Annotated in this window: 17 protein-coding genes; all 17 read left to right on the forward strand. The window is 51.3% G+C overall.

Translation table 11 applies throughout. The features are described from left to right. Positions 1 to 120: 120 nt before the first annotated feature. The 17 genes from ABEH87_RS01210 to rfbC all read left to right on the forward strand — a co-directional run bounded on the left by ABEH87_RS01210 (position 121) and on the right by rfbC (position 20,552). Complete coding sequence (locus ABEH87_RS01210; RefSeq protein ID WP_346573178.1) at positions 121 to 1,254, forward strand: polysaccharide export protein; 1,134 nt, start codon at positions 121 to 123, stop codon at positions 1,252 to 1,254. 15 nt (positions 1,255 to 1,269) lie between these two features. Beyond that, positions 1,270 to 1,704 carry a protein tyrosine phosphatase gene (locus ABEH87_RS01215; protein ID WP_346573179.1) on the forward strand — a complete coding sequence of 145 codons (435 nt, stop codon included), beginning with the start codon at positions 1,270 to 1,272 and terminating at the stop codon, positions 1,702 to 1,704. 11 nt (positions 1,705 to 1,715) lie between these two features. Continuing rightward, entirely contained in the window at positions 1,716 to 3,896 is a 2,181-nt protein-coding gene (gene wzc / locus ABEH87_RS01220) for a tyrosine-protein kinase Wzc (RefSeq protein WP_346573181.1), read from the forward strand. Positions 3,897 to 3,972: 76 nt separating this feature from the next. Continuing rightward, on the forward strand, positions 3,973 to 4,878 hold the full coding sequence (locus ABEH87_RS01225) for a glycosyltransferase family 2 protein (RefSeq protein WP_346573182.1): 906 nt from the start codon (positions 3,973 to 3,975) through the stop codon (positions 4,876 to 4,878). A 123-nt stretch (positions 4,879 to 5,001) separates the two neighbouring features. Beyond that, positions 5,002 to 6,039 (forward strand): EpsG family protein, encoded by a 1,038-nt coding sequence (locus tag ABEH87_RS01230; RefSeq protein WP_346573184.1) that lies wholly within the window; start codon positions 5,002 to 5,004, stop codon positions 6,037 to 6,039. A 74-nt stretch (positions 6,040 to 6,113) separates the two neighbouring features. Beyond that, a complete protein-coding gene (locus tag ABEH87_RS01235) occupies positions 6,114 to 6,866 on the forward strand; it encodes a glycosyltransferase family 2 protein (RefSeq protein ID WP_346573186.1) in 753 nt (250 codons plus the stop codon). An 18-nt stretch (positions 6,867 to 6,884) separates the two neighbouring features. Beyond that, positions 6,885 to 7,919: a glycosyltransferase gene (locus tag ABEH87_RS01240; RefSeq protein WP_346573188.1), complete on the forward strand. Its 1,035-nt coding sequence runs from the start codon at positions 6,885 to 6,887 to the stop codon at positions 7,917 to 7,919. A gap of 90 nt (positions 7,920 to 8,009) precedes the next feature. After that, positions 8,010 to 10,223: a phage tailspike protein gene (locus tag ABEH87_RS01245; protein WP_346573189.1), complete on the forward strand. Its 2,214-nt coding sequence runs from the start codon at positions 8,010 to 8,012 to the stop codon at positions 10,221 to 10,223. A 195-nt stretch (positions 10,224 to 10,418) separates the two neighbouring features. Next, on the forward strand, positions 10,419 to 11,669 hold the full coding sequence (gene wcaK, locus ABEH87_RS01250; RefSeq protein ID WP_346573191.1) for a colanic acid biosynthesis pyruvyl transferase WcaK: 1,251 nt from the start codon (positions 10,419 to 10,421) through the stop codon (positions 11,667 to 11,669). A gap of 4 nt (positions 11,670 to 11,673) precedes the next feature. Then, the gene (locus tag ABEH87_RS01255) at positions 11,674 to 12,897 is read left to right on the forward strand and encodes a glycosyltransferase (protein WP_346573192.1); all 1,224 of its coding nucleotides are present in this window, start codon (positions 11,674 to 11,676) and stop codon (positions 12,895 to 12,897) included. Continuing rightward, on the forward strand, positions 12,894 to 14,234 hold the full coding sequence (locus tag ABEH87_RS01260) for a lipopolysaccharide biosynthesis protein (RefSeq protein WP_346573194.1): 1,341 nt from the start codon (positions 12,894 to 12,896) through the stop codon (positions 14,232 to 14,234). Before ABEH87_RS01255 ends, ABEH87_RS01260 begins: the two co-directional genes overlap by 4 nt. A gap of 148 nt (positions 14,235 to 14,382) precedes the next feature. Beyond that, a complete protein-coding gene (gene galF / locus ABEH87_RS01265; RefSeq protein WP_346573196.1) occupies positions 14,383 to 15,279 on the forward strand; it encodes a UTP--glucose-1-phosphate uridylyltransferase GalF in 897 nt (298 codons plus the stop codon). Positions 15,280 to 15,324: 45 nt separating this feature from the next. After that, entirely contained in the window at positions 15,325 to 16,338 is a 1,014-nt protein-coding gene (gene galE, locus ABEH87_RS01270) for a UDP-glucose 4-epimerase GalE (RefSeq protein WP_346573198.1), read from the forward strand. 425 nt (positions 16,339 to 16,763) lie between these two features. Then, the gene (gene wecA / locus ABEH87_RS01275; RefSeq protein WP_346573200.1) at positions 16,764 to 17,810 is read left to right on the forward strand and encodes a UDP-N-acetylglucosamine--undecaprenyl-phosphate N-acetylglucosaminephosphotransferase; all 1,047 of its coding nucleotides are present in this window, start codon (positions 16,764 to 16,766) and stop codon (positions 17,808 to 17,810) included. Positions 17,811 to 17,857: 47 nt separating this feature from the next. Continuing rightward, positions 17,858 to 18,940 (forward strand): dTDP-glucose 4,6-dehydratase, encoded by a 1,083-nt coding sequence (gene rfbB, locus ABEH87_RS01280; RefSeq protein ID WP_346573202.1) that lies wholly within the window; start codon positions 17,858 to 17,860, stop codon positions 18,938 to 18,940. A 195-nt stretch (positions 18,941 to 19,135) separates the two neighbouring features. After that, a complete protein-coding gene (rfbA, locus tag ABEH87_RS01285) occupies positions 19,136 to 19,999 on the forward strand; it encodes a glucose-1-phosphate thymidylyltransferase RfbA (RefSeq protein WP_346573204.1) in 864 nt (287 codons plus the stop codon). A 1-nt stretch (position 20,000) separates the two neighbouring features. Further along, positions 20,001 to 20,552, forward strand: a complete 552-nt coding sequence (gene rfbC / locus ABEH87_RS01290; RefSeq protein ID WP_346573206.1) for a dTDP-4-dehydrorhamnose 3,5-epimerase — start codon at positions 20,001 to 20,003, stop codon at positions 20,550 to 20,552.

The following is a 20,552-nucleotide window of genomic DNA, read 5'->3' on the forward strand; positions in this document are numbered from 1 at the left end:
GGGGGCTTACAGATAATGACCAACAGATACAGTGCCTGATTTGAGCAATTAGCAACTCTTAGACGCTACACAGCGGCGGTCTCGCCACTATCATTCACATTACTGATAGCGATGAACTAGATGATTACAATGAAAACTAAATTGATACCCATGCTGGTATCAGCAGTGCTCCTTTCCGGTTGTACTATCGAACCGGGCAGTCACCTTTCCACTTCGGGTAAAGATGTTGTTAAACAGCAGGACAGTGATTTTGATATCGATAAGTACGTCAACGTCTTCCCGCTGACGCCGAGCTTGGTGGAGCGCATGAAGCCGAAGCCGGTAGTGGCTCAGGCGAATGATGCTTTACAGCGTGAGGTGCAGAACTACGAGTACCGCGTGGGCGTGGGCGATGTCCTGACCGTCACCGTCTGGGACCACCCGGAGCTGACCACGCCAGCCGGTCAGTACCGTAGCGCCAGCGATACCGGCAACTGGGTACATTCTGACGGCACCATCTTCTATCCGTACATCGGTAGAGTGCGCGTGGCGGGACGGACCGTGCAGGAAGTGCGCGACGAGATTGCGCGCCGCCTGGCCCAGTACATCGAAAGCCCGCAGGTTGATGTCAGCATCGCCTCGTTCAAATCGCAGAAAACCTACGTGACCGGTGAAGTGACCACCTCCGGTCAGCAGGCGATCACCAACGTGCCGTTGACCATCCTGGATGCGATCAACGCCGCAGGCGGCTTAACCGCCGCTGCCGACTGGCGCAACGTGGTGCTGACGCACAACGGACGCGAACAGCCTATCTCTCTGCAGGCACTGATGCAGAATGGCGACCTGTCGCAAAACCATCTGCTCTACCCTGGCGACATTCTGTATGTGCCGCGTAACGACGATCTGAAAGTGTTCGTGATGGGTGAAGTGAAGCAGCAGGCCACGCTGAAAATGGACCGCAGCGGTATGACGCTGTCCGAAGCGCTGGGTAATGCACAGGGCATGGACCAGACCGTTGCCGATGCAACGGGCGTCTTTGTTATTCGTCCGATTAAAGGACCTAACCGCAGCAAAATCGCCAACATCTATCAGCTCAATACTAAAGATGCCGCCGCGATGGTAATGGGGACCGAGTTCCAGTTAGAACCGTATGACATCGTTTATGTCACCTCAACGCCGCTGGCCCGCTGGAACCGCGTTATTTCGCAGCTGGTTCCTACTATCAGTGGTGTTTACGATGCGACACGTACCGTGCAGACGCTTCACAACTGGTAACCGCCGGAAAACATTATGATTAATTCAATCTTAGTTGTTTGTATCGGAAATATCTGTCGTTCCCCGACCGGGGAGCGGCTGCTGAAATCCGCACTACCTGAGAAGAATATCGCATCCGCCGGGCTGGGAGCTCTGGTCGGCCACGCTGCTGACGACACTGCCATCAGCGTGGCCGGTGAACACGGTGTGTCACTGCAGGGGCATGTGGCACAGCAACTCACCTCAGGCATGTGCCGGGATTATGATCTGATCCTGGTGATGGAAAAAAAACATGTCGACCAGGTCTGCCGCATCAACCCTTCCGTACGTGGCAAAACCATGTTGTTTGGACACTGGATCAATCAGCAGGAAATCGCCGACCCGTATAAGAAAAGCCGCGATGCCTTTGAGGCCGTGTACGGAATCCTTGAAAACGCTGCCCAGAAATGGGTCAACGCATTAAGCCGATAGTTGGGACCTCCATGAAAATAAAAAGTAAGGCACCGTCAGCGCCTCAAGACGATTCGAACGGGTTCGATCTGGCGCATCTTGTGGGACAGCTGATTGACCATCGCTGGGTTATCGTCGCGGTTACCGCGTTGTTTATGCTGATGGGCACCCTTTACAGCCTGTTTGCCACACCGATCTACAGCGCCGATGCGATGGTGCAGGTCGAGCAGAAAAATGCCAACACGGTATTGAATGACCTGACGCAGATGATGCCGAACGCTCAGCCAGCTTCCGCGACGGAAGTGCAGATTGTCACTTCGCGCATGGTACTGGGTAAAACGGTAGACGACCTCGGCCTGGATGTGCTGATTCAGCAGGACTACCTGCCGCTGATTGGTAAAGGTCTGGCGCGCATGATGGGCAGCAAACCGGAGCAGATTGCGGTTTCTCGCCTGAAAGTGCCGGCTATCTGGGACAAACGTCAGTTAACCATCGAAGTGAATGGCCCGGACAGCTACACCGTCAGTAAAGATGGCGATGAGCTGTTTAAAGGTAAAGTCGGCCAGTTTGAACAGCACGGCGACGTCACCATGCTGGTCAGCGATATCAAAGCGGATGAAGGCACCAGCTTCACCGTGACAAAACTGAGCGATCTGCAGGCGATCAAGCTGATTTATAACAACCTGACCGTTGCTGATATGGGCAAAGACACCGGCGTGCTGGGTCTGACCTATACCGGTGAAGACCCGGTGTTAATCAGCCAGGTGCTGAACCAGATCATCAATAACTATCTCTATCAGAACGTTGAGCGCAAATCTGAAGAAGCCGAGAAGAGTCTGGCCTTCCTGAAAGACCAGCTGCCGGAAGTTCGCAGCAAGCTGGACGTTGCCGAAGACAAGCTGAACACCTTCCGCCGCCAGAATGACTCTGTTGACGTGTCGCTGGAAGCCAAGTCGGCGCTCGACTCTTCGGTCAGCATTCAGACCCAGCTGAACGAACTGACCTTCCGTGAAGCGGAAGTGTCGCAGCTGTTCAAGAAAGATCACCCGACCTACCGCGCACTGCTGGAAAAACGCGCCACGCTGGAAGCTGAGCAGAAAAAGCTGAATGGTAAAATCAGCCAGATGCCGCAGACCCAGCAGGAAATCGTGCGTTTAACGCGTGATGTGCAGGCAGGGCAGGAGATTTACATGCAGCTGCTGAACCGTCAGCAGGAGCTGAGCATCAGCAAGGCCAGCACCGTGGGTGATGTGCGCATCATCGACCATGCGGAAACCGCCGGTGCGCCGGTTGCACCGAAAAAACTGCTGCTGATCGCGGCCAGCCTGATTGCCGGTCTGGTGGTGTCAGTGGGCGTGGTGCTGCTGAAGGCGCTGTTCCATCACGGGATTGATAACCCGGAGCAGCTGGAAGAGCTGGGCCTGAGCGTGTATGCCAGCGTGCCGCTTTCCGAATGGCAGCGTAAAAAGGATGCGGAAGCCCTGGCGAAACGCAACCTCAAAGGCAAGGTGGATCCGCATAACAGCCTGCTGGCGTTAGGCAACCCGACTGACCTCTCTATCGAAGCGATCCGCAGCCTGCGTACCAGCCTGCACTTCGCGATGATGGAAGCGAAAAACAACATTCTGATGATCACCGGCGCCAGCCCTGGAATTGGTAAAACCTTTATCTGTTCCAACCTGGCCACGCTGGTGGCGAAAGCCGGTCAGAAGGTGCTGTTTATCGATGGTGACATGCGCCGTGGTTATACCCACGAGCTGCTGGGGGCCGAGAGCAAAACCGGTCTGTCTAACATTCTGTCAGGCAAAACGCCGTTTACGCCGGACCTGGTCCAGCACGGTGATTTCGGCTTTGATTTCATCGCCCGTGGTCAGGTGCCGCCGAACCCGTCGGAGCTGCTGATGCATAATCGCATGAACGAGCTGCTCGACTGGGCCAGCAAAAATTACGACCTGGTGTTAATTGACACCCCACCGATTCTGGCCGTTACCGACGCGTCCATTATTGGCAAGCTGGCAGGAACTTCTCTGATGGTGGCGCGTTTTGAAACCAACACCCTTAAAGAAGTGGAAATCAGCTACAAACGCTTTGCTCAGAACGGTATCGATATTAAAGGGGTGATCCTCAACGCCGTGGTGCGTAAGTCAGCCAATGCCTATGGCTACGGTTATGACTATTACGACTACAGCTACAAGCAGGATGCAAAAAGCTAATTAACCCTGAGGAACCTTCTTTGAAGGTTCCTTTAATTTTTCTACCGTTTGTTTTGGACGAATAAGGTGCCTGGCAATGAAGGATATTCTCTTTTCGATCGTCATTCCTGCATATAATGCATCCGAATCTATCGTCACCACGCTGGATTGTGTGGCGGCGCAGAGCTATCAGAATTTTGAAGTGATCATCATTGATGACAAATCTGCCGATGCGGACAAGCTGGCCGCCCTGGTGCAGTCAGAACGTTACAGCCAGCTGAAGATTAATCTGGTGCTGTCGCAGGAGAAGCTTAACGGCTCCGGCGCGCGTAACAAAGGCATTGAGCTGGCAACCGGCGATTACGTCAGCTTCCTCGATGCCGACGATGAGTGGCACAAGGACAAGCTGCAAGAAACCCTCAAGGTGATTGAACAACTGGAAGGGCAGGGCAAACAGAAGTTCATTATCTACAGCCAGGTCAATATCATTCAGGATGGCCACTTCCTCAAAGTTCTGCCGTTACAGCCGGTGAGCCGCACGGAGACCGTGGCGGAGTATCTGTTTGGCTGCTATGGCTTTATTCAGACCAGCACCATCGTGCTGAAGCGCGAAGATGCGCGGGAAATTCTCTTTGATCCGAAGTATATCCGCCATCAGGATTACGACTTCTGCATCCGCGCCGACAAGCTGGGTTACGAGTTCGTGATGATTGCCCAGCCGCTGGCGAACTATCACCTGGTGACCAAATTCGGCTCAAAGCACAAAGGCGAGTCGGTGAAGTATTCCTACTTCTGGCTCGACAATATGAAGCCTTACCTCACCCGGCGTGATATTCACACCTATAAGGCCTACAAGCTGCCGCTGCGCTATAAAATGGACGGGAAATCGCTCCAGGCCAGCCTGAGTTTTGCACGCTACTTTTTCTTAACCAATAAAGATAACCGCACCTACTTCCTCAACCGCGTCAAAGACAAACTCCGGGCGCGAATCGGGGGAAAGTAATGTGAGCAGAAGAATAATAATTTGGTGGGAAACAATATGGCAATATATTGGATAGTCAGTTACAGCATACTTATTTTGTGTTTTTTTGAGCTGGCGACGATTAACCAGGCGAATGAGCCAAAAATGAAGCGCGTTACCACCTACTTTTTCTTTGTGGCGGTGGTGGCTCTGATCATGTTTGCGGGCTTCAGGGGACCGAACTCCGGCATTGATGACTGGCAGTATCTGGGGTTCTTCTACGACTTCTCGCGTCAGACCAGTATCAGTGGTTATGAAACCGTGGCGGATATCTACCGCTATGAAAACCTGTTTATGCTGCTGGCGTGGGTGCTCTCCTGGTTTACCCATGAAAGTTACTTTTTCCTGTTGTTTATCGCCTGTATTGCAGTGTCGACCAACGCCTGGATATTTAAAAAGTATTCACCGCTGATCCTCTGCTCGCTGTGCCTGTACTCCGCGCACCTGTTTATCAACAAGGACATGAACCAGATCCGCTTCGGGCTTTCCAGCGCCTTTGCGGTGGCCTGTCTCTGTTCGGCTGCCGGGCGGAAATATTTTCTGGCGTTTGTGTTTCTGGCGTTCAGCACCCAGTCACACTCAACCGGCTATGCGGTGCTGATGGTATTACCGTTCCTGTTCCTCAGAGAGCGTAAATACTTTGGTATTGCGATGGTGCTGGCGGCGATCCCGCTGGGGCTGATCGGCGGTAAAAAGCTGTTCCTTGACTCGCTGGGGATTGTGCCGGTAATCGGTGACCGTGCGATGGGCTACAGCGGCACGGTGTTTGATGCCGCCTCGCCGGTGTTTGGCCTGGCAAACTTAAAGAATATTGCCTTTATTGCCTTCTTCACGGTGGTCTATTTCAACCGGCCGATTAAAGAAGAAGACCGTATCGCCTATATTCTGTTTATTGCTTATTCCGCCGGTGCGGCGGTGCGTATTATTTTCTCGGACTTCTCGATCATCGGTGGGCGCGTGGGGAACCTGTTCCTGCACTGTGAACCGCTGTTGCTGGCGTTCCTGATGACGCGCATCCGGAATCCGCTGCTGAACTTTGGCCTGCTGTTCGCGATGACGTCGTATTATCTGGCGTATAACACCATTCTGTCGGTGCAGTCGATTAATGGTTACAGCATTGCTCCGCTGTTCAGACTGTTTTAAAACCAGCGGGTCGGACATACCCGACCCGCCGTAATGAATATTGTTAAAATTTAACCTCAGATTCAGGGTATCAGATGAATAATCAAATCGGCACGGTCGGGATTATTATCCCCATGTACAATGCGCGCGCGACCATTTTACGGGCGGTGCAGTCGGTGATTGATCAAACCTATACCGACTGGCGCATCTATTTAATTAATGATAAATCCACCGATGACTCGCTGGAGTTTGTCCGTGAGCACTGTACGGACCCGCGTATTACGCTTCTCAGCAATGAGGTAAATCTCGGTGCGGCAGAAACACGCAATGTGGGATTAAAAGCGGCAGGTGAAGAGATTATTGCCTTCCTCGACAGCGATGACCAGTGGGCCAGCGATAAACTTATGTTACAGACCGCCTGTCTGGCCGCCGGAGATGACCTGGTGATCAGCCATTACCACTATCAGTCACGCACGAAAACCTATGATGTGCGTTACGGTAGCCCGCTGCTGATGAAAGATAATTTTGTTAAAAAACAGTTTCGCATCTGTTTTTCTTCGGTCTGCTACCGCCGCCCGGCACGTCAGGTGCTGTTCAAAAAGAAAGGCCATGAAGACTTCCTGTTCCTCTACGAGCTGTTTGACCAGTACAAACAGGCGCGCGTGATTGATAAAAACCTGGTGACCTATTACGAAATGGGTGACTCCCTGTCGCGCAATAAAAATAAAGCGGCAAAGTGGCACCTGGATTTATTGAAGTTCATTTATAAAAATAATCCGCTGAAAGTTTATTACTACTACGTCTGGTATATGGTTAACGGCGTGTTGTTTACCTTAAAGCATCGTTAATCTGAGGTGACTGAGAGAATGAAAAGAATCGTACTGGTGATTAAGGATGCTTATTCCTATGCCGGAACTGAGAATATCTGTAACTTCATGTCGGAATGCCTGGGTGAGCAGCATGAAGTGACGGTCTATTCGCTGGAAGGGTCGGGAGAACCGTTTTATCCTTTCAGCCAGGTACAGCAAATCGTCAGCTTTGCTGGCGAAAAAAATCCGCTGAAAGCCGTCGTCAGGCAGATCCATCAACAGCAGTTTGACAGCGTTTTCCTGATCAGTATGGGGCGTCTGAGCGTGATGTTCGCGCTGCACAGCATGATGTCCCTGAAAAAGAAAACGGCCCGCGTGTACGCCTGCGAACATGTGGCGATCAACTCCTTCAGTAAACCGATCAAACTCCTCAAATATCTGACGCTGCGTTATTACGACCGCGTGATCGTACTGACCGACAAAGACCATCAGGTCTTTAACGGCTGGAATATCGCCAGCAAAACCATCCCCAATCCTGTGGTGTACAAAAATCTGCAGCGCACCACGCGCCACCGTCAGGCGCTGGCCGTCGGGCGACTCGACCATCAGAAAGGCTTCGACCTGCTGCTGGATATCTGGCAGGGCTTTGTCGTGAACAATCCTGACTGGACGCTGGTGATTGCCGGTGACGGTGAGTTGAAAGACGCGCTGGTGGCACAGGCGGCAAGGCTGAATATCAGCGACAGCGTGAATTTTGTTGGCCGCGTCAGCAATATCAACGACTACTACCGCGACAGCGATATGGCGCTGATGACCTCACGCTATGAAGGCCTGCCGCTGGTGCTGCTGGAAGCGAAGTCCTGGTCCTTACCGGTGGTCGCCTATGACTGTCCGACCGGACCGCAGGAAATTATTCATCATCAGCAGGATGGTTTCCTGGTGGCGATGAACGACAAAGCGCGTTTTATCGAAAGTATGAACCGACTCGCCCATGACGACGAGATGTTCTATGCCATGAGTGCCGCGACTCAAAAAACGGCCCTCAGGTTTGATGGCAAAGTGATTAAAGAGAGCTGGCTGTCGCTGGTGTAAGGACAGTACAGGTTCCACCGGCAGTATCTCTGGACATCTGTTTCATGCCTGGATGACAGGCCAAAAAAAATTGACCACGGGATAATACCAATGAAAAGAAGAGAATTACTTACTGCGTTCTCATCGATTCTTGCAGGGCTCTCTGTAAGTTCATTTTCCAGCCAGGCGGCAAAAAGCGATCCGTCACTGGCCTTAAAAGGCATTACTCCCGGCGAATTGCCGAAGGGCGATGTGCCAATTCTGACGCCAGAAAACGTCTATACCATGCCGGACCAGTTCTGGAAGAATTTCAGCGGCAAACTCTACATCGGTAAGGCCGGTGCTGACCCGACGCAGTCCGGCAATCTGATTAACCTTTACCTGCGCGATGCCTCCGGCAAACTTTCGCAGGTGCAGCAGCCCGTGGCGCTTAATAAGGGCAGTTTTGAGCAGTTTATTGCCGATAACGCGGCGCTGATTGCTGACCCGTCGCACTCGATGGCGGTGGTGGACGATGCGGGCAATACGCTGTTTAACATCCCGGATGTCACCCGCGGCGCTAATAACTTCAGTCAGCGTCTGGCACAGCCTGCCGGTTATCAGCTGATCGGGGAAATTCCGTCCGTTGACGACCTGCGCAAAACCCGCCCGCTGTTCAGCGGTGCAAAAATTAAGCTGAAAAGCTGGCACGACGGGCTGGAAGTCGGAGGCGGCGAGTTTATCGGTCAGCTGGAAGCGGCTAAAGACGATGGTGGGGTCACGATCTCTTCTGGCGCTGACTATCACTGGCGACGCGTGGTGGAAGACTTCAACCGCCTGACGCTGTTTGATTTCGGCGCAATTGCCGACGGTAAAACCGACAGTGCTCCGGCAATTAAAGCGATGTATCAGTGGGCGCAGGATGCCAACCAGCAGATCTGTCTGCAGTTCCCGGCCGGTACCTTCTTTGTCAGCGGCTGTGACTTTTCGCAGCAGCAGACGCGCTTTTTCCGCGTTTCCGGGGCGATGGTCAACTTCGGCTACTTCCCCGCGACCACCATTGTGTCGGACGGTGACTCTGACTTTGTCTTTAAGGTGAACACCCGCTGGGTGGAAGTCAGCAACCTGCAGTTTAACGGCCGCACCGATACGCAGGCCAATAAGCAGGGCTTCTTCGACAACAAGTGTGAAGGCGGCCAGTACTTCCGCGGGGCCTGCCTGCGCTTTGTACGCGTGGGCGGCACGGCAATCAGCCTGATGGATACCCTCGACTGCAAAATTGACCAGTGGTATGCGCTGCGCTGCAGCGGTGACGTGATCAAATCCGTCTGGTCCAATGCGCCGAAGGGCAAATGGGACCACAGCACGGCGATTGAACTGTCCAACTTTAACGCCCAGTACTGCACCGACGGTAAAGTGCTTAACCTGCAACGCTGCGGCCAGTCCCTGATCCATAACGGCTGGATTGAGCACACCGAGTTTCCCGGCGATATCTCCAACGGGCAGTGGATCATTGATGCTCTGAGCCTGGAAACCTGTAAGAACCCGCTGATCGCACATAACTCGCGGCTTAACATGCGCCAGACTAACCTGCAGGCCGGAAGCTGGATTGATAATTCGCTGGCAGAAGGCGAATGGCTGGGTGCCTGGGAACGGGGTTCAACCCGCGTCGAATCCTACGGCGTGGCGGTTGATGGCAGCATGAAATACAACTACCTGACCTCGCGTTTTCGTATCGAAAACAACAGCAATCAGCAGAAGTGGATAGAGCTGGGCAACATCTATACCCCGGACGTGGGCGATGCCTGGGAGATTGAAATCTTCGGACAGTCTTCGTTCAGCAACGGCAGCGGCAACGCCCCGCTCAATAAAGTGGTCGGGGATAAAACCACCGGCGGACGGGCCATTGTCAGCCTGCAACGCAAAACCCATAAGTTTGAAGCCGCCTGGCATGCAGAAGGTGCCAGCCCGGTGCTGGACGTGATGATCGTCACGCCGCATGACACCGACGTGCAGGTGTTTGTCAAAATTGATGGCTGGGTGGCCTCTGCCGGGGTGCTGATCAAGACCACCGCCAAAGACCGCTTTAAAACCGGACGCTGTGCGCGTTTCGACAGCAGCATGAAGTTTGGTGCAGCGCCGTCAGGGAAAGACGTCAGCCGGGCCAGCCAGCGCTTTAGCCTGCATAACGGCAAAGCCGGGATTGGTGCTAATGAAGCGGGCGATCTGCTGATGGCGTCGCGTCCACTGACGGCCGATCAGGTCAATACCGACCACCCGGAAGGGTTTGTCTCGGTGGTGCTGAATGGCAAGCAGGTTGCCATACCGTACTTTTCTCTTAAATAAGTGACAGTTTTCAGTTAAGACCAGGCAATTTCAGAGTTATCAGGCTGTTTTTCCGGGACCAGGACAGGCAGCCTGTTTTAGCGGTTAAGTTGGGTTGATGGGAGTTTGGCATTTTCAGAACAATAAGACTTATTAGATAACCCCTTATTGGCAAATTATGCCTGTAAAAATTACAAAAATTTTTCTGGAGTAGTTATGAAGATTTTATTAGTTGGCAATCATACATGTGGAAATCGTGGTGATGGCGCAATTTTACGCGGGATTATTGATTCGTTAAATCTGGCAAGGAACGATCTTGATATTGATGTTATTAGCCGTTATCCCACCAGTTCTGGTTATCTGCTCCAGCAAGACATTCTGCCTGATGCGCTCTTTTTACAGACCAAAAAGGGCAAAAATAAGTTTGTTGATAAGGTAATGCGCCGCCTGATGCCAAAAATCATGATGGCGCACATCGCGAATCGCGGCATTTTCAAGCTGTTCCCGGTACCGCAGTATTTGCAGGAATTCAGCGACAATCTTAAACAGTACGATGCGATTATTCAGGTTGGCGGTTCGTTCTTTGTCGATCTGTACGGCCCGCTGCAGTTTGAGCACTCGCTGTGTGCCCTGCTGGCGAAAAAGCCTATCCATATGATTGGCCACAGCGTCGGCCCGTTCCAGAAGCCGCGCTTTAATGAAATTGCTAATTTCGTGTTCGACCGTGTCGATAGTCTGGTGCTGCGCGAAAGCGTCAGCCTGGAGATGATGAAGCAGGGCGGTATCACCACCGGGAAAGTGGTAAAAGGTGCTGATACCGCCTTCCTGGTTCGCGCGCGTGAGGTGGCTGAGCCGGGTCATAACCTGGTGCACTGGCAGCAGGTCATTGGTCAGCAGAAAACCATCGCCATCACCGTGCGTGAACTGGCACCGTTCGACAAGCGTCTGGGCGTGACCCAGCAGCAGTACGAAGCCGCGTTTGGCAAAGTGATCAACGCCATGATTGCGCGCGGCTATCAGGTCGTGGCGTTCTCAACCTGTACCGGCATCGACAGTTACAACAAAGATGACCGCATGGTGGCAATGACGCTGAGCGATCACATCGAGCAGAAAGACAAATATCACGTGATCATGGATGAGTTTAACGACCTTGAGCTGGGCATCCTGCTTGGACAGTGTCACCTCACCATCGGTACGCGTCTGCACTCTGCGATTATCTCGATGAACTTTGGGACGCCCGCTGTGGCGATCAACTACGAGCACAAATCACTGGGCGTGATGAACCAGCTGGGGCTGCCTGAGATGGCCAGCGATGTGAAGAGTCTGATGGACGGCAGCATTATCACGAAAGTGAATAGCGTGCTGGATAACTACGATGCGGTGAAACAGCAGGTCGACAGCGCTGTGGAAGAAGAGCGGGTGCTGGGTAACCGCATCACTGATGACGTGGTTAAACGCCTGGGGTAAGCCTATGAAACTGACATTTTTCACCATGCGATTCCCGGTTTCTTCCGAAACCTTTGTCCTGAACCAGGTCACGCACTTTATTGATATTGGCTATGACGTTGAAATTATCTCCGTATTTCCCGGCGATCTGGTCAACCGTCACGGCGCGTTTGACCGCTATAATCTGGCAGAAAAGACCCACTATCTGCTGCCGGAAGAGAAAGTCAGTAACGCAGATAAACTGAAGCAGCGTCTGCAAATCGTGCTGCCGAAAATTCTCAGCATCACCACGCTGAAATCCTTCAATATCGGGCGTTACGGCGCCCAGTCCAGCAAGCTCCTGCTGCCGGCTATCGTGGCGGCGAACAAAAAGCCCTTCGTGGCCGACGTGTTCCTGGTGCACTTTGGCTATGCCGGTGCCCTGGCCAACAAGCTGCGCGAGCTGAACGTGCTGCAGGGTAAACAGGCCACGGTCTTCCACGGGGCGGATATCTCGCGCCGTCATATCCTTGACGAGCACAAAGCTGACTATGCCCGCCTGTTTACCCAGACTGAGCTGCTGCTGCCTATCAGCCACCTGTGGGAGAACAAGCTGATAAGCATGGGCTGCCCGCCGGAGAAAATCCACGTTACGCGGATGGGGATTGAGCCGGAGAAATTTAATCTTAAAGTCCGTGACTCCCTGCATCAGCCGTTACGCATTCTGTCCGTGGCGCGCCTGACCGAGAAGAAAGGGCTGGGCGTGGCGATTGACGCCTGCAAAATTCTCAAAGCGCAGGGCGGCCAGTTTGAATACACCATTGTCGGCAACGGCGACCTCGAAGAGGAGCTGCGGGCGACTATCGCAGCGGCCGACCTGGCTGACTGCGTGAAAATGGTTGGCTTCAAACCGCAGGAGGAGATTAAACGCTATCTGGATGAGGCCGATATCTTCCTGCTGCCGTCCCTGACCGCCGCCGATGGTGATATGGAAGGGATTCCGGTCGCACTGATGGAGGCCATGGCGGTAGGACTGCCGGTAGTTTCCAGCGAGCACAGCGGTATCCCCGAGCTGATAGAGCATAATGTCTCCGGCTGGCTGGCCCCGGAAGGTGATGCCAGTGCGCTGGCCGCCATTCTGTTAAAACTGTCGCGCGGAGAGGCCGATGTGGCACCTGTCGTCGTGGCCGCCCGCCAGCGGGTGGAAACCGAATTTAACCAGCATATTGCGTATCGTGAGCTGGCAGAGATTCTGGAGCAATTAGCGTGAGTAGTTTAAAAAATCAGGCCGTATGGCTGTTTGGTGGTACCTGTTTCGCTGCGGTGTTACAGGTGGTACAGCTTGGGGTGCTGGCACGCAAGCTGGAGACTCATGAACTGGGTATTCTGGCGATAATCAATGCCATTCTCGCAGTGGCAATGGTACTGCAGGACATGGGCATGAGCAGCTATATCGTGCATCGCCAGGATATTACCCGTAAAGAGCAGAGCACCATCTACTGGGTTAACGTGCTGCTCAGCCTGCTGACCGGTTTATTGCTGATTGCTATCGCCTGGCCGATTGCGTATTTCTACCATATCCCGGAACTTACCGGCCTGATCATGCTGACCAGTATCAACTTTCTGGTACTCGGTTCGCTGTCTCAGTATCAGGCGCATTTTGTCAAAGCCAAACGCATGGTGCTGCTGGCAAAGATCGAAATGGTCACCAAGTTCCTCGCATTTGTCCTGACGGTCGGGCTGCTTTATTATTCGCCACTTAACGTATCCGCCGTGATCCTCGGCCTGTTTGCCAACGCGGCGATGCGCATTCTGTGCATGATCTGGTTTGGTGAGAAGTCCTGGCGGCCGACCTTCGAGTTTGATAAGTCCACGTTCTTCAGTTCGATGAAATACGGCGTTTATCAACTCGGATCGCAGACCATCAACCAGCTGCGTACCCAGGCTGACTCCCTGATTGTCGGTAAAGTAATGGGCGCGGAGATGCTGGGGGTTTACTCCCTGGCAAAAGAGCTGGTGCTGCAACCCCTGAAGCTGGTGACGCCGGTGATCAACCGTCTGGCACTGCCGCGTTTTGCCGAGAAACAGCATGAACCGGCTCAGCTACAGAAGCTGTTCCTGAAAGGCACCTTCATGATTATGCTGTTCAGCAGCCTGATGTACCTTTCCATCGGCATCCTTTCGCCGGTGGTGGTACGCGTGCTGTATGGACCGGCCCATGAGGCGGTGGGGCAGCTTATCCCGCTGATGCTGCTGTTCGGCATGCTGCGCCCGATGGGCGGTCTGACGGGGGCGATTTCTCAGGCGAACGGACGCACCAACGTCGAGTTCTGGTGGAACGTGGTGGCGAGCATTATCGTTGTGCTGGTCCTTGCCACGACCTGGATCTGGCCGAATGTCTGGTATGTGGCGCTGACGCTGTCGATTTCTCAGGTGCTGATCTCGGCCTTTGCCCATCCGTTCTTCATTAAGCCAGTGATTGGCATTCCGTTTATCCCCTATGCCCGCCAGTGGATGTCGGTGGCGCTGGTCTTTGTCGGGATCATGGCGCTGGTGAATTATTTTAATCTGTTTATCAGACCCGAATGGTTCAGCGGAATACTGTAAGTCGGTAATAAATAAAAGGTCACTCAGAGAGTGGCCTTTTTTTATTATCGGACCTGGCTGCTTATTTTTCAGATTAAGATTATACTTGTGAATCATCTCTTTAATGCATAATCAGTGAACGTTTTTACTTCATTTATATGGAAACACTATGACCAAGCTTAAAGCAGTTATCCCGGTTGCGGGTCTCGGTATGCATATGCTCCCTGCTACAAAAGCCATTCCTAAAGAGATGTTACCTGTTGTCGACAAGCCGATGATTCAGTACATCATCGACGAGTGCGTGGCCGCAGGGATTAAGGAAATTGTTCTGGTCACCCATGCATCCAAGAATGCGGTTGAAAACCATTTTGATACTTCTTACGAACTGGAAGCCCTGCTTGAAGCGCGCGTTAAACGTCAGCTGCTGAGCGAAGTGCAGTCTATCTGCCCGCCGGGCGTGACGATCATGAACGTACGTCAGCCACAGCCACTGGGTCTTGCCAACTCCCTGTTATGTGCCCGCCCGATGCTGCACGATCAGGCTTTCGTGGTGGTGTTACCGGACGTGCTGCTGGACAACGCCAGCGCCGATCCGCTGCGTTATAACCTTGCCGCCATGGTGGCGCGCTTTGAAGAGACCGGCCGCAGCCAGGTACTCGCGCACCATATGCCGAATGACGACCTGTCTGAATATTCCGTTATCACCACCAGCGAGCCGCTGGACTTCCCAGGCAAAGTCAGCTCTATTGTCGACTTCGTGGAAAAACCGGAAAACCCACAGACGCTGAATTCCGATCTGGCCGCCGTGGGTCGTTACGTGTTGTCGGCCGATATCTGGTCAGAACTGGAAAACCTGGAACCGGGTGCCTGGGGCCGCTATCAGCTTACCGATGCGATCGCCAACCTTAACAAAAAGCAGCCGGTTGATGCGCACCTGCTGAGCGGCGACAGCTTCGACTGTGGCCGTAAACTGGGTTACATGAAGGCATTTGTCACCTGGGGTCTGCGTAACCACGCTCAGGGCCGTGAATTCCGCGAAGAAATCCAAAAGATTCTGGCAAAATAAACCTAACGATGATGGCCGCGCCGGGCGTGGTCTGAGGGAGTCAAGATGGCTATTTTAGTAACGGGCGGGGCAGGTTACATCGGTTCTCATACCGTGTTGTCGTTATTGCAGCGCGGTGATGATGTGGTGGTGCTGGACAACCTGAGCAATGCCTCACGCGAGTCCATTAACCGCGTGCAGAAACTTACCGGCAAGACCGCAACCTTCTGTGAAGGGGATATCCTCGACCGTGCCTGCCTGCGTGATATTTTCACCAGCCAGAACATCACTGCGGTGATCCACTTCGCCGGCCTGAAAGCCGTGGGTGAATCCACCCGTAAGCCGCTTGAGTATTATCAGAACAACGTCACCGGTACGCTGGTGCTGCTGGAAGAGATGCGCAGCGCGGGCGTGAACCAGTTTATCTTCAGCTCTTCTGCGACCGTATACGGTGCTGATGCGCCGGTTCCGTATGTAGAAACCACTCCGATTGGCGGCACGACCAGCCCGTATGGCACCTCCAAGCTGATGGTCGAGCAGATCCTGCGCGACTATGCCCAGGCAAACCCGGAGTTTAAAACCATCGCGCTGCGTTACTTTAACCCGGTGGGGGCGCATGAGTCTGGCCTGATCGGTGAAGACCCTAACGGCATTCCTAATAACCTGCTGCCTTACATTGCGCAGGTGGCGATTGGTCGTCTGGAAAAACTCGGCATTTTCGGCGGAGATTATCCCACCAAAGATGGCACCGGCGAGCGCGACTATATTCACGTGATGGATCTGGCTGAAGGCCACCTGAAGGCGCTGGACCATATCGCCTCGGTTGATGGCTACAAAGCTTACAACCTGGGGGCCGGGGTAGGGTACTCGGTACTGGAAATGGTTAAAGCCTTTGAAAAGGCGGCGGGTAAACCTGTGCCTTACACCATTTCTCCACGCCGTGCTGGCGACCTCCCAGCATTCTGGGCAGATGCCTCGCTGGCGGACAAAGAGCTCGACTGGCGTGTTTCGCGCGGCATTGATGAGATGATGCGCGATACCTGGAACTGGCAGTCGAACAACCCTAACGGCTATCGTTGATTAGTTGCCCTACTGTATTAAACAAACTCCCGCTTGTCGGGAGTTTTTTGTTTACCCCGCGTGAAGATCACTATTAAAAACAGAAACTCCTGCTATCTGTATCGGGCTGATATGCGTATCAAAAACAACCATTTGTGCGTATTAACTGCCCATTTAGTTAGCTAATTGCAAGATTAGTCATGATCTTAGTAGATTAAGCTTGTATGCCCGTAGGCTAAGTATGAGAATTAGCTGAGCATTACATCATGATGTATGTAAAATTGTTTCTGGGAGTATTCCTGGTAAAATGGGCACCCTCCACAAGATAGTCCGTCTAAGCTTATGTCGGACGACTGCAATTAGAGCTATCTGGCAGCTATAGTCAGGGGCGGTAGCGTGGGTCCATGAAAAATCATACTTATACTCAGTGAGCGCGGGTACAAAACATGCAAGATATCGTTCTCCTCTTTTTAGGGGCTCTGGCGCTGTTGTTCATTGCGCGTAAAGTCGCCCGACGCGTAGGCCTCGTTGACAAACCGAATGCCCGAAAACATCATCATGGCCATATCCCCCTGGTGGGAGGGGTGTCGATCTACTTTTCCCTGTGGCTGCTTTATGGTTTACAGCCAGGCTGGTTACCCGGCTTCACCGTTTATATGATTTGTGTCACTCTTCTGTTACTGGTCGGCGTATTTGATGACCGCTTTGACCTGCCGGTGATGCCGCGCATGGTAATGCAGGCCGGTGTGGCTGGGATCATGATGTGGCAGGGTTTAACGATAACCAATCTAGGTAGCGTGCTTTTCGGCTACCCGCTGCTATTAGGCAGTCTGGGCTATCTGATCACCCTGTTTGCCGTGATAGCTTCGATTAATGCATTTAATATGGTTGATGGCATTGATGGTTTACTGGGTGCATTAGCAAGCGTAGCGTTTGCAACATTAAGCATTGTGTTCTTCTTTGGCGGACGCATTGAGCTGGGAATGTGGTGCCTGGCGCTGGTCGTGTGCTGTGTGCCTTATATTCTGCTTAATCTCGGTGTGCCGTGGGGACGTAAATTTAAAGTTTTCATGGGTGATGCCGGCAGTATGCTGATTGGTTTTACCGTCATCTGGCTTCTGATTCTTGCCACGCAGGGGAAAAGACCCGTCGTGGCACCTGTAACGGCGCTGTGGATCATTGCATTGCCATTAATGGATATGATCAGGGTGATGATTTCCCGTATTCGTCGCGGTAACAGCCCGTTTCGACCCGACCGCGAACATCTGCATCATATTCTGATGCGCGCAGGTTTCAACGGGCGAAGAACATTAGCTATCATGGCAACCGTGCAGTTAATTTTCGGCACGCTTGGAATTATCTTCTCAGCTTACCGTGTACCGGATCACTGGCAGTTTAGTATTTTCTGCCTGAGTTTTATCGCGCTGTTGTATGCCGTTCGCCTGGTTGCAAGGTTAAAGCTAACGGCTGATAGCTTCATAACGGTAAAATGAAGTTTCACCTGACTCAGTAATAGAATGAATAAAGAGAGAATACTCGCGTGAAAATTTTAGTGACCGGCGGTGCCGGATTTATTGGTTCTGCCGTGGTCCGCCATATTATCAGCAACACTTCTGACAGCGTAATCAATATCGATAAGCTGACTTATGCAGGCAATCTTGAATCACTGGCCGATGTCAGCGGTAACAGCCGCTATGCGTTTGAACAGGTCGATATCTGTGATAGTGCTGCAATGAATGCGGTCTTCAACCAGCATCAGCCTGATGCTGTAATGCACCTTGCGGCTGAAAGTCACGTCGATCGTTCCATCAGCGGTCCTGCTGCTTTTATCGAAACCAATATTGTTGGCACGTATGTCCTGCTGGAAGCAGCCCGCAGCTACTGGAGCACGCTGGACGCCGCTCGCAAAACTTCCTTCCGCTTCCATCATATCTCCACCGATGAAGTTTATGGTGATTTGCCGCATCCTGATGAAGTGCCGACCGGTGCTGAACTGCCATTGTTTACAGAAACTACTCCCTATATGCCGAGTAGCCCCTATTCTGCGTCGAAAGCGTCGAGCGATCATTTAGTACGCGCCTGGTTACGCACTTACGGTTTTCCAACAATAGTCACCAATTGCTCCAACAACTATGGCCCTTATCATTTTCCTGAAAAACTGATCCCGCTTGTCATTCTCAATGCATTAGAAGGTAAGCCACTGCCAATCTACGGCAAAGGTGACCAGATCCGTGACTGGCTATACGTTGAAGACCATGCGCGTGCGTTGTACACCGTGGTGACTCAGGGAAAAATTGGCGAAACCTACAACATCGGTGGGCATAACGAAAAACAGAATTTGCAGGTAGTCGAAACAATCTGCGATTTGCTGGATGAGCTGGTGCCAAAAAAGGGCAGCTATCGTCAACAAATTAGCTATGTGACCGACCGTCCTGGCCACGATCGTCGTTATGCCATTGATGCAAATAAGATTTGCCGGGAATTGGGCTGGCAGCCGCAAGAAACATTTGAAAGTGGTATTCGCAAAACTGTGCAGTGGTATCTGGCTAACAGTGAATGGGTACAGAATGTGAAAAGTGGAAATTATCAGTCCTGGATTGATGCTAATTACAATCGTAAATAGACAATGATTTGCGTATACCAAAGTACATACTGTGTGTTTAGCAAAGTTAAAGAGTTTAAAATTAATTGACAATAAATTACCTTGTAAGAATGTAAACCATTTTCTGAATCATAGCGCACTGCGGAATAATATTTTATATGCATGGATGGCTTTTTATAAAGTTAGCCGTGCTATACGAAAATGAGAGAGTAACAAATGAAAGGAATTATACTGGCTGGTGGATCTGGAACACGGTTACACCCCATCACTCTCGGTACATCTAAGCAACTATTGCCTATCTATGATAAACCGATGATATATTACCCATTATCCGTTCTTATGTTAGCGGGTATTCGTGACGTATTGATTATTACGACACCTGATGAACAACAAGCCTTTGTCCGTCTTTTGGGTAATGGGGAACGGTTTGGTATTAACCTGACTTTCTTAGCGCAAGAAAAGCCAGAGGGATTGGCTCAGGCATTTATCATCGGTGAGGAATTTATCGGTAAAGATAATGTATGTCTGGTGCTTGGAGATAATATCTTCTTTGGCCAGTCTTTCAGAAAACAATTGTCTCATGCCATGGAAAATATCAATGGAGCAACAGTTTTCGGTTATCAAGTAAAGGACCCGGAAAGATTTGGTGTTGTAGAAGTTGATGATGATTTTAATGCTATCTCTATAGAAGAAAAACCTAAGAAAGCTAAATCTAATTGGGCCGTGACCGGATTATATTTTTATGATAATCGAGTGGTAGATTTTGCAAAAAAAGTCAAACCCTCTATTCGCGGGGAGTTAGAAATAACATCTATTAATGAAGAGTATCTGAAGTTGGGTGAGCTTAAAGTCGAGCCACTGGGTAGAGGATTCGCCTGGTTAGATACTGGAACCCACGATTCGTTATTAGAAGCAGCTCAGTTTGTTCAGACGGTTGAAAAAAGACAAGGCTACAAGATTGCCTGTTTAGAAGAGATATCGTTGTTGAATGGATGGCTGGATAAAACTGAAGTTGAAAAAATTGGTAAGGTTTTTTCGAAAACAGGTTACGGACAATACCTTCTTGAACTGGTTAAATAAAATGAAAGTTATTAATACAAAGATTCGCGATTTAATTATTATTGAACCTACTATATATTCAGATGAGCGTGGTTTTTTCTATGAATTATATAATCAGGATAAATACACTAATCTAGGTATAGAGTACAAATTCGTTCAGGATAATCGTTCACGTTCTACCAAAAATGTAATGAGAGGCTTGCATTTTCAGAAAAAAAATCCGCAGGGTAAACTCGTTACTGTCACTAAAGGTGAAGTGTACGATGTTGCAGTGGATTTAAGACCCGGATCAGAAACTTTTGGTCAATACGAAGCACTTATACTTAGTGAAGAAAACAAAAAACAATTTTTCATACCACCGGGATTTGCGCATGGGTTTTGTGTAATAAGTGAAGTTGCTGACTTCTATTACAAATGTACAGATTTCTACTCCCCTGCTGATGAAGCTGGAATAATTTGGAACGATCCTGATATCAAGATTGACTGGCCTGTTACCGAACCAATTCTTTCTGATAAAGATAAAATCTTACCATCTTTTAATGAAATAAAAAAACAAATTATATCCGGGTGGTAA

This window comes from Erwinia sp. Eh17-17 (assembly GCF_039675725.1).
In the GTDB taxonomy this organism is placed as follows: Bacteria; Pseudomonadota; Gammaproteobacteria; order Enterobacterales; family Enterobacteriaceae; genus Erwinia.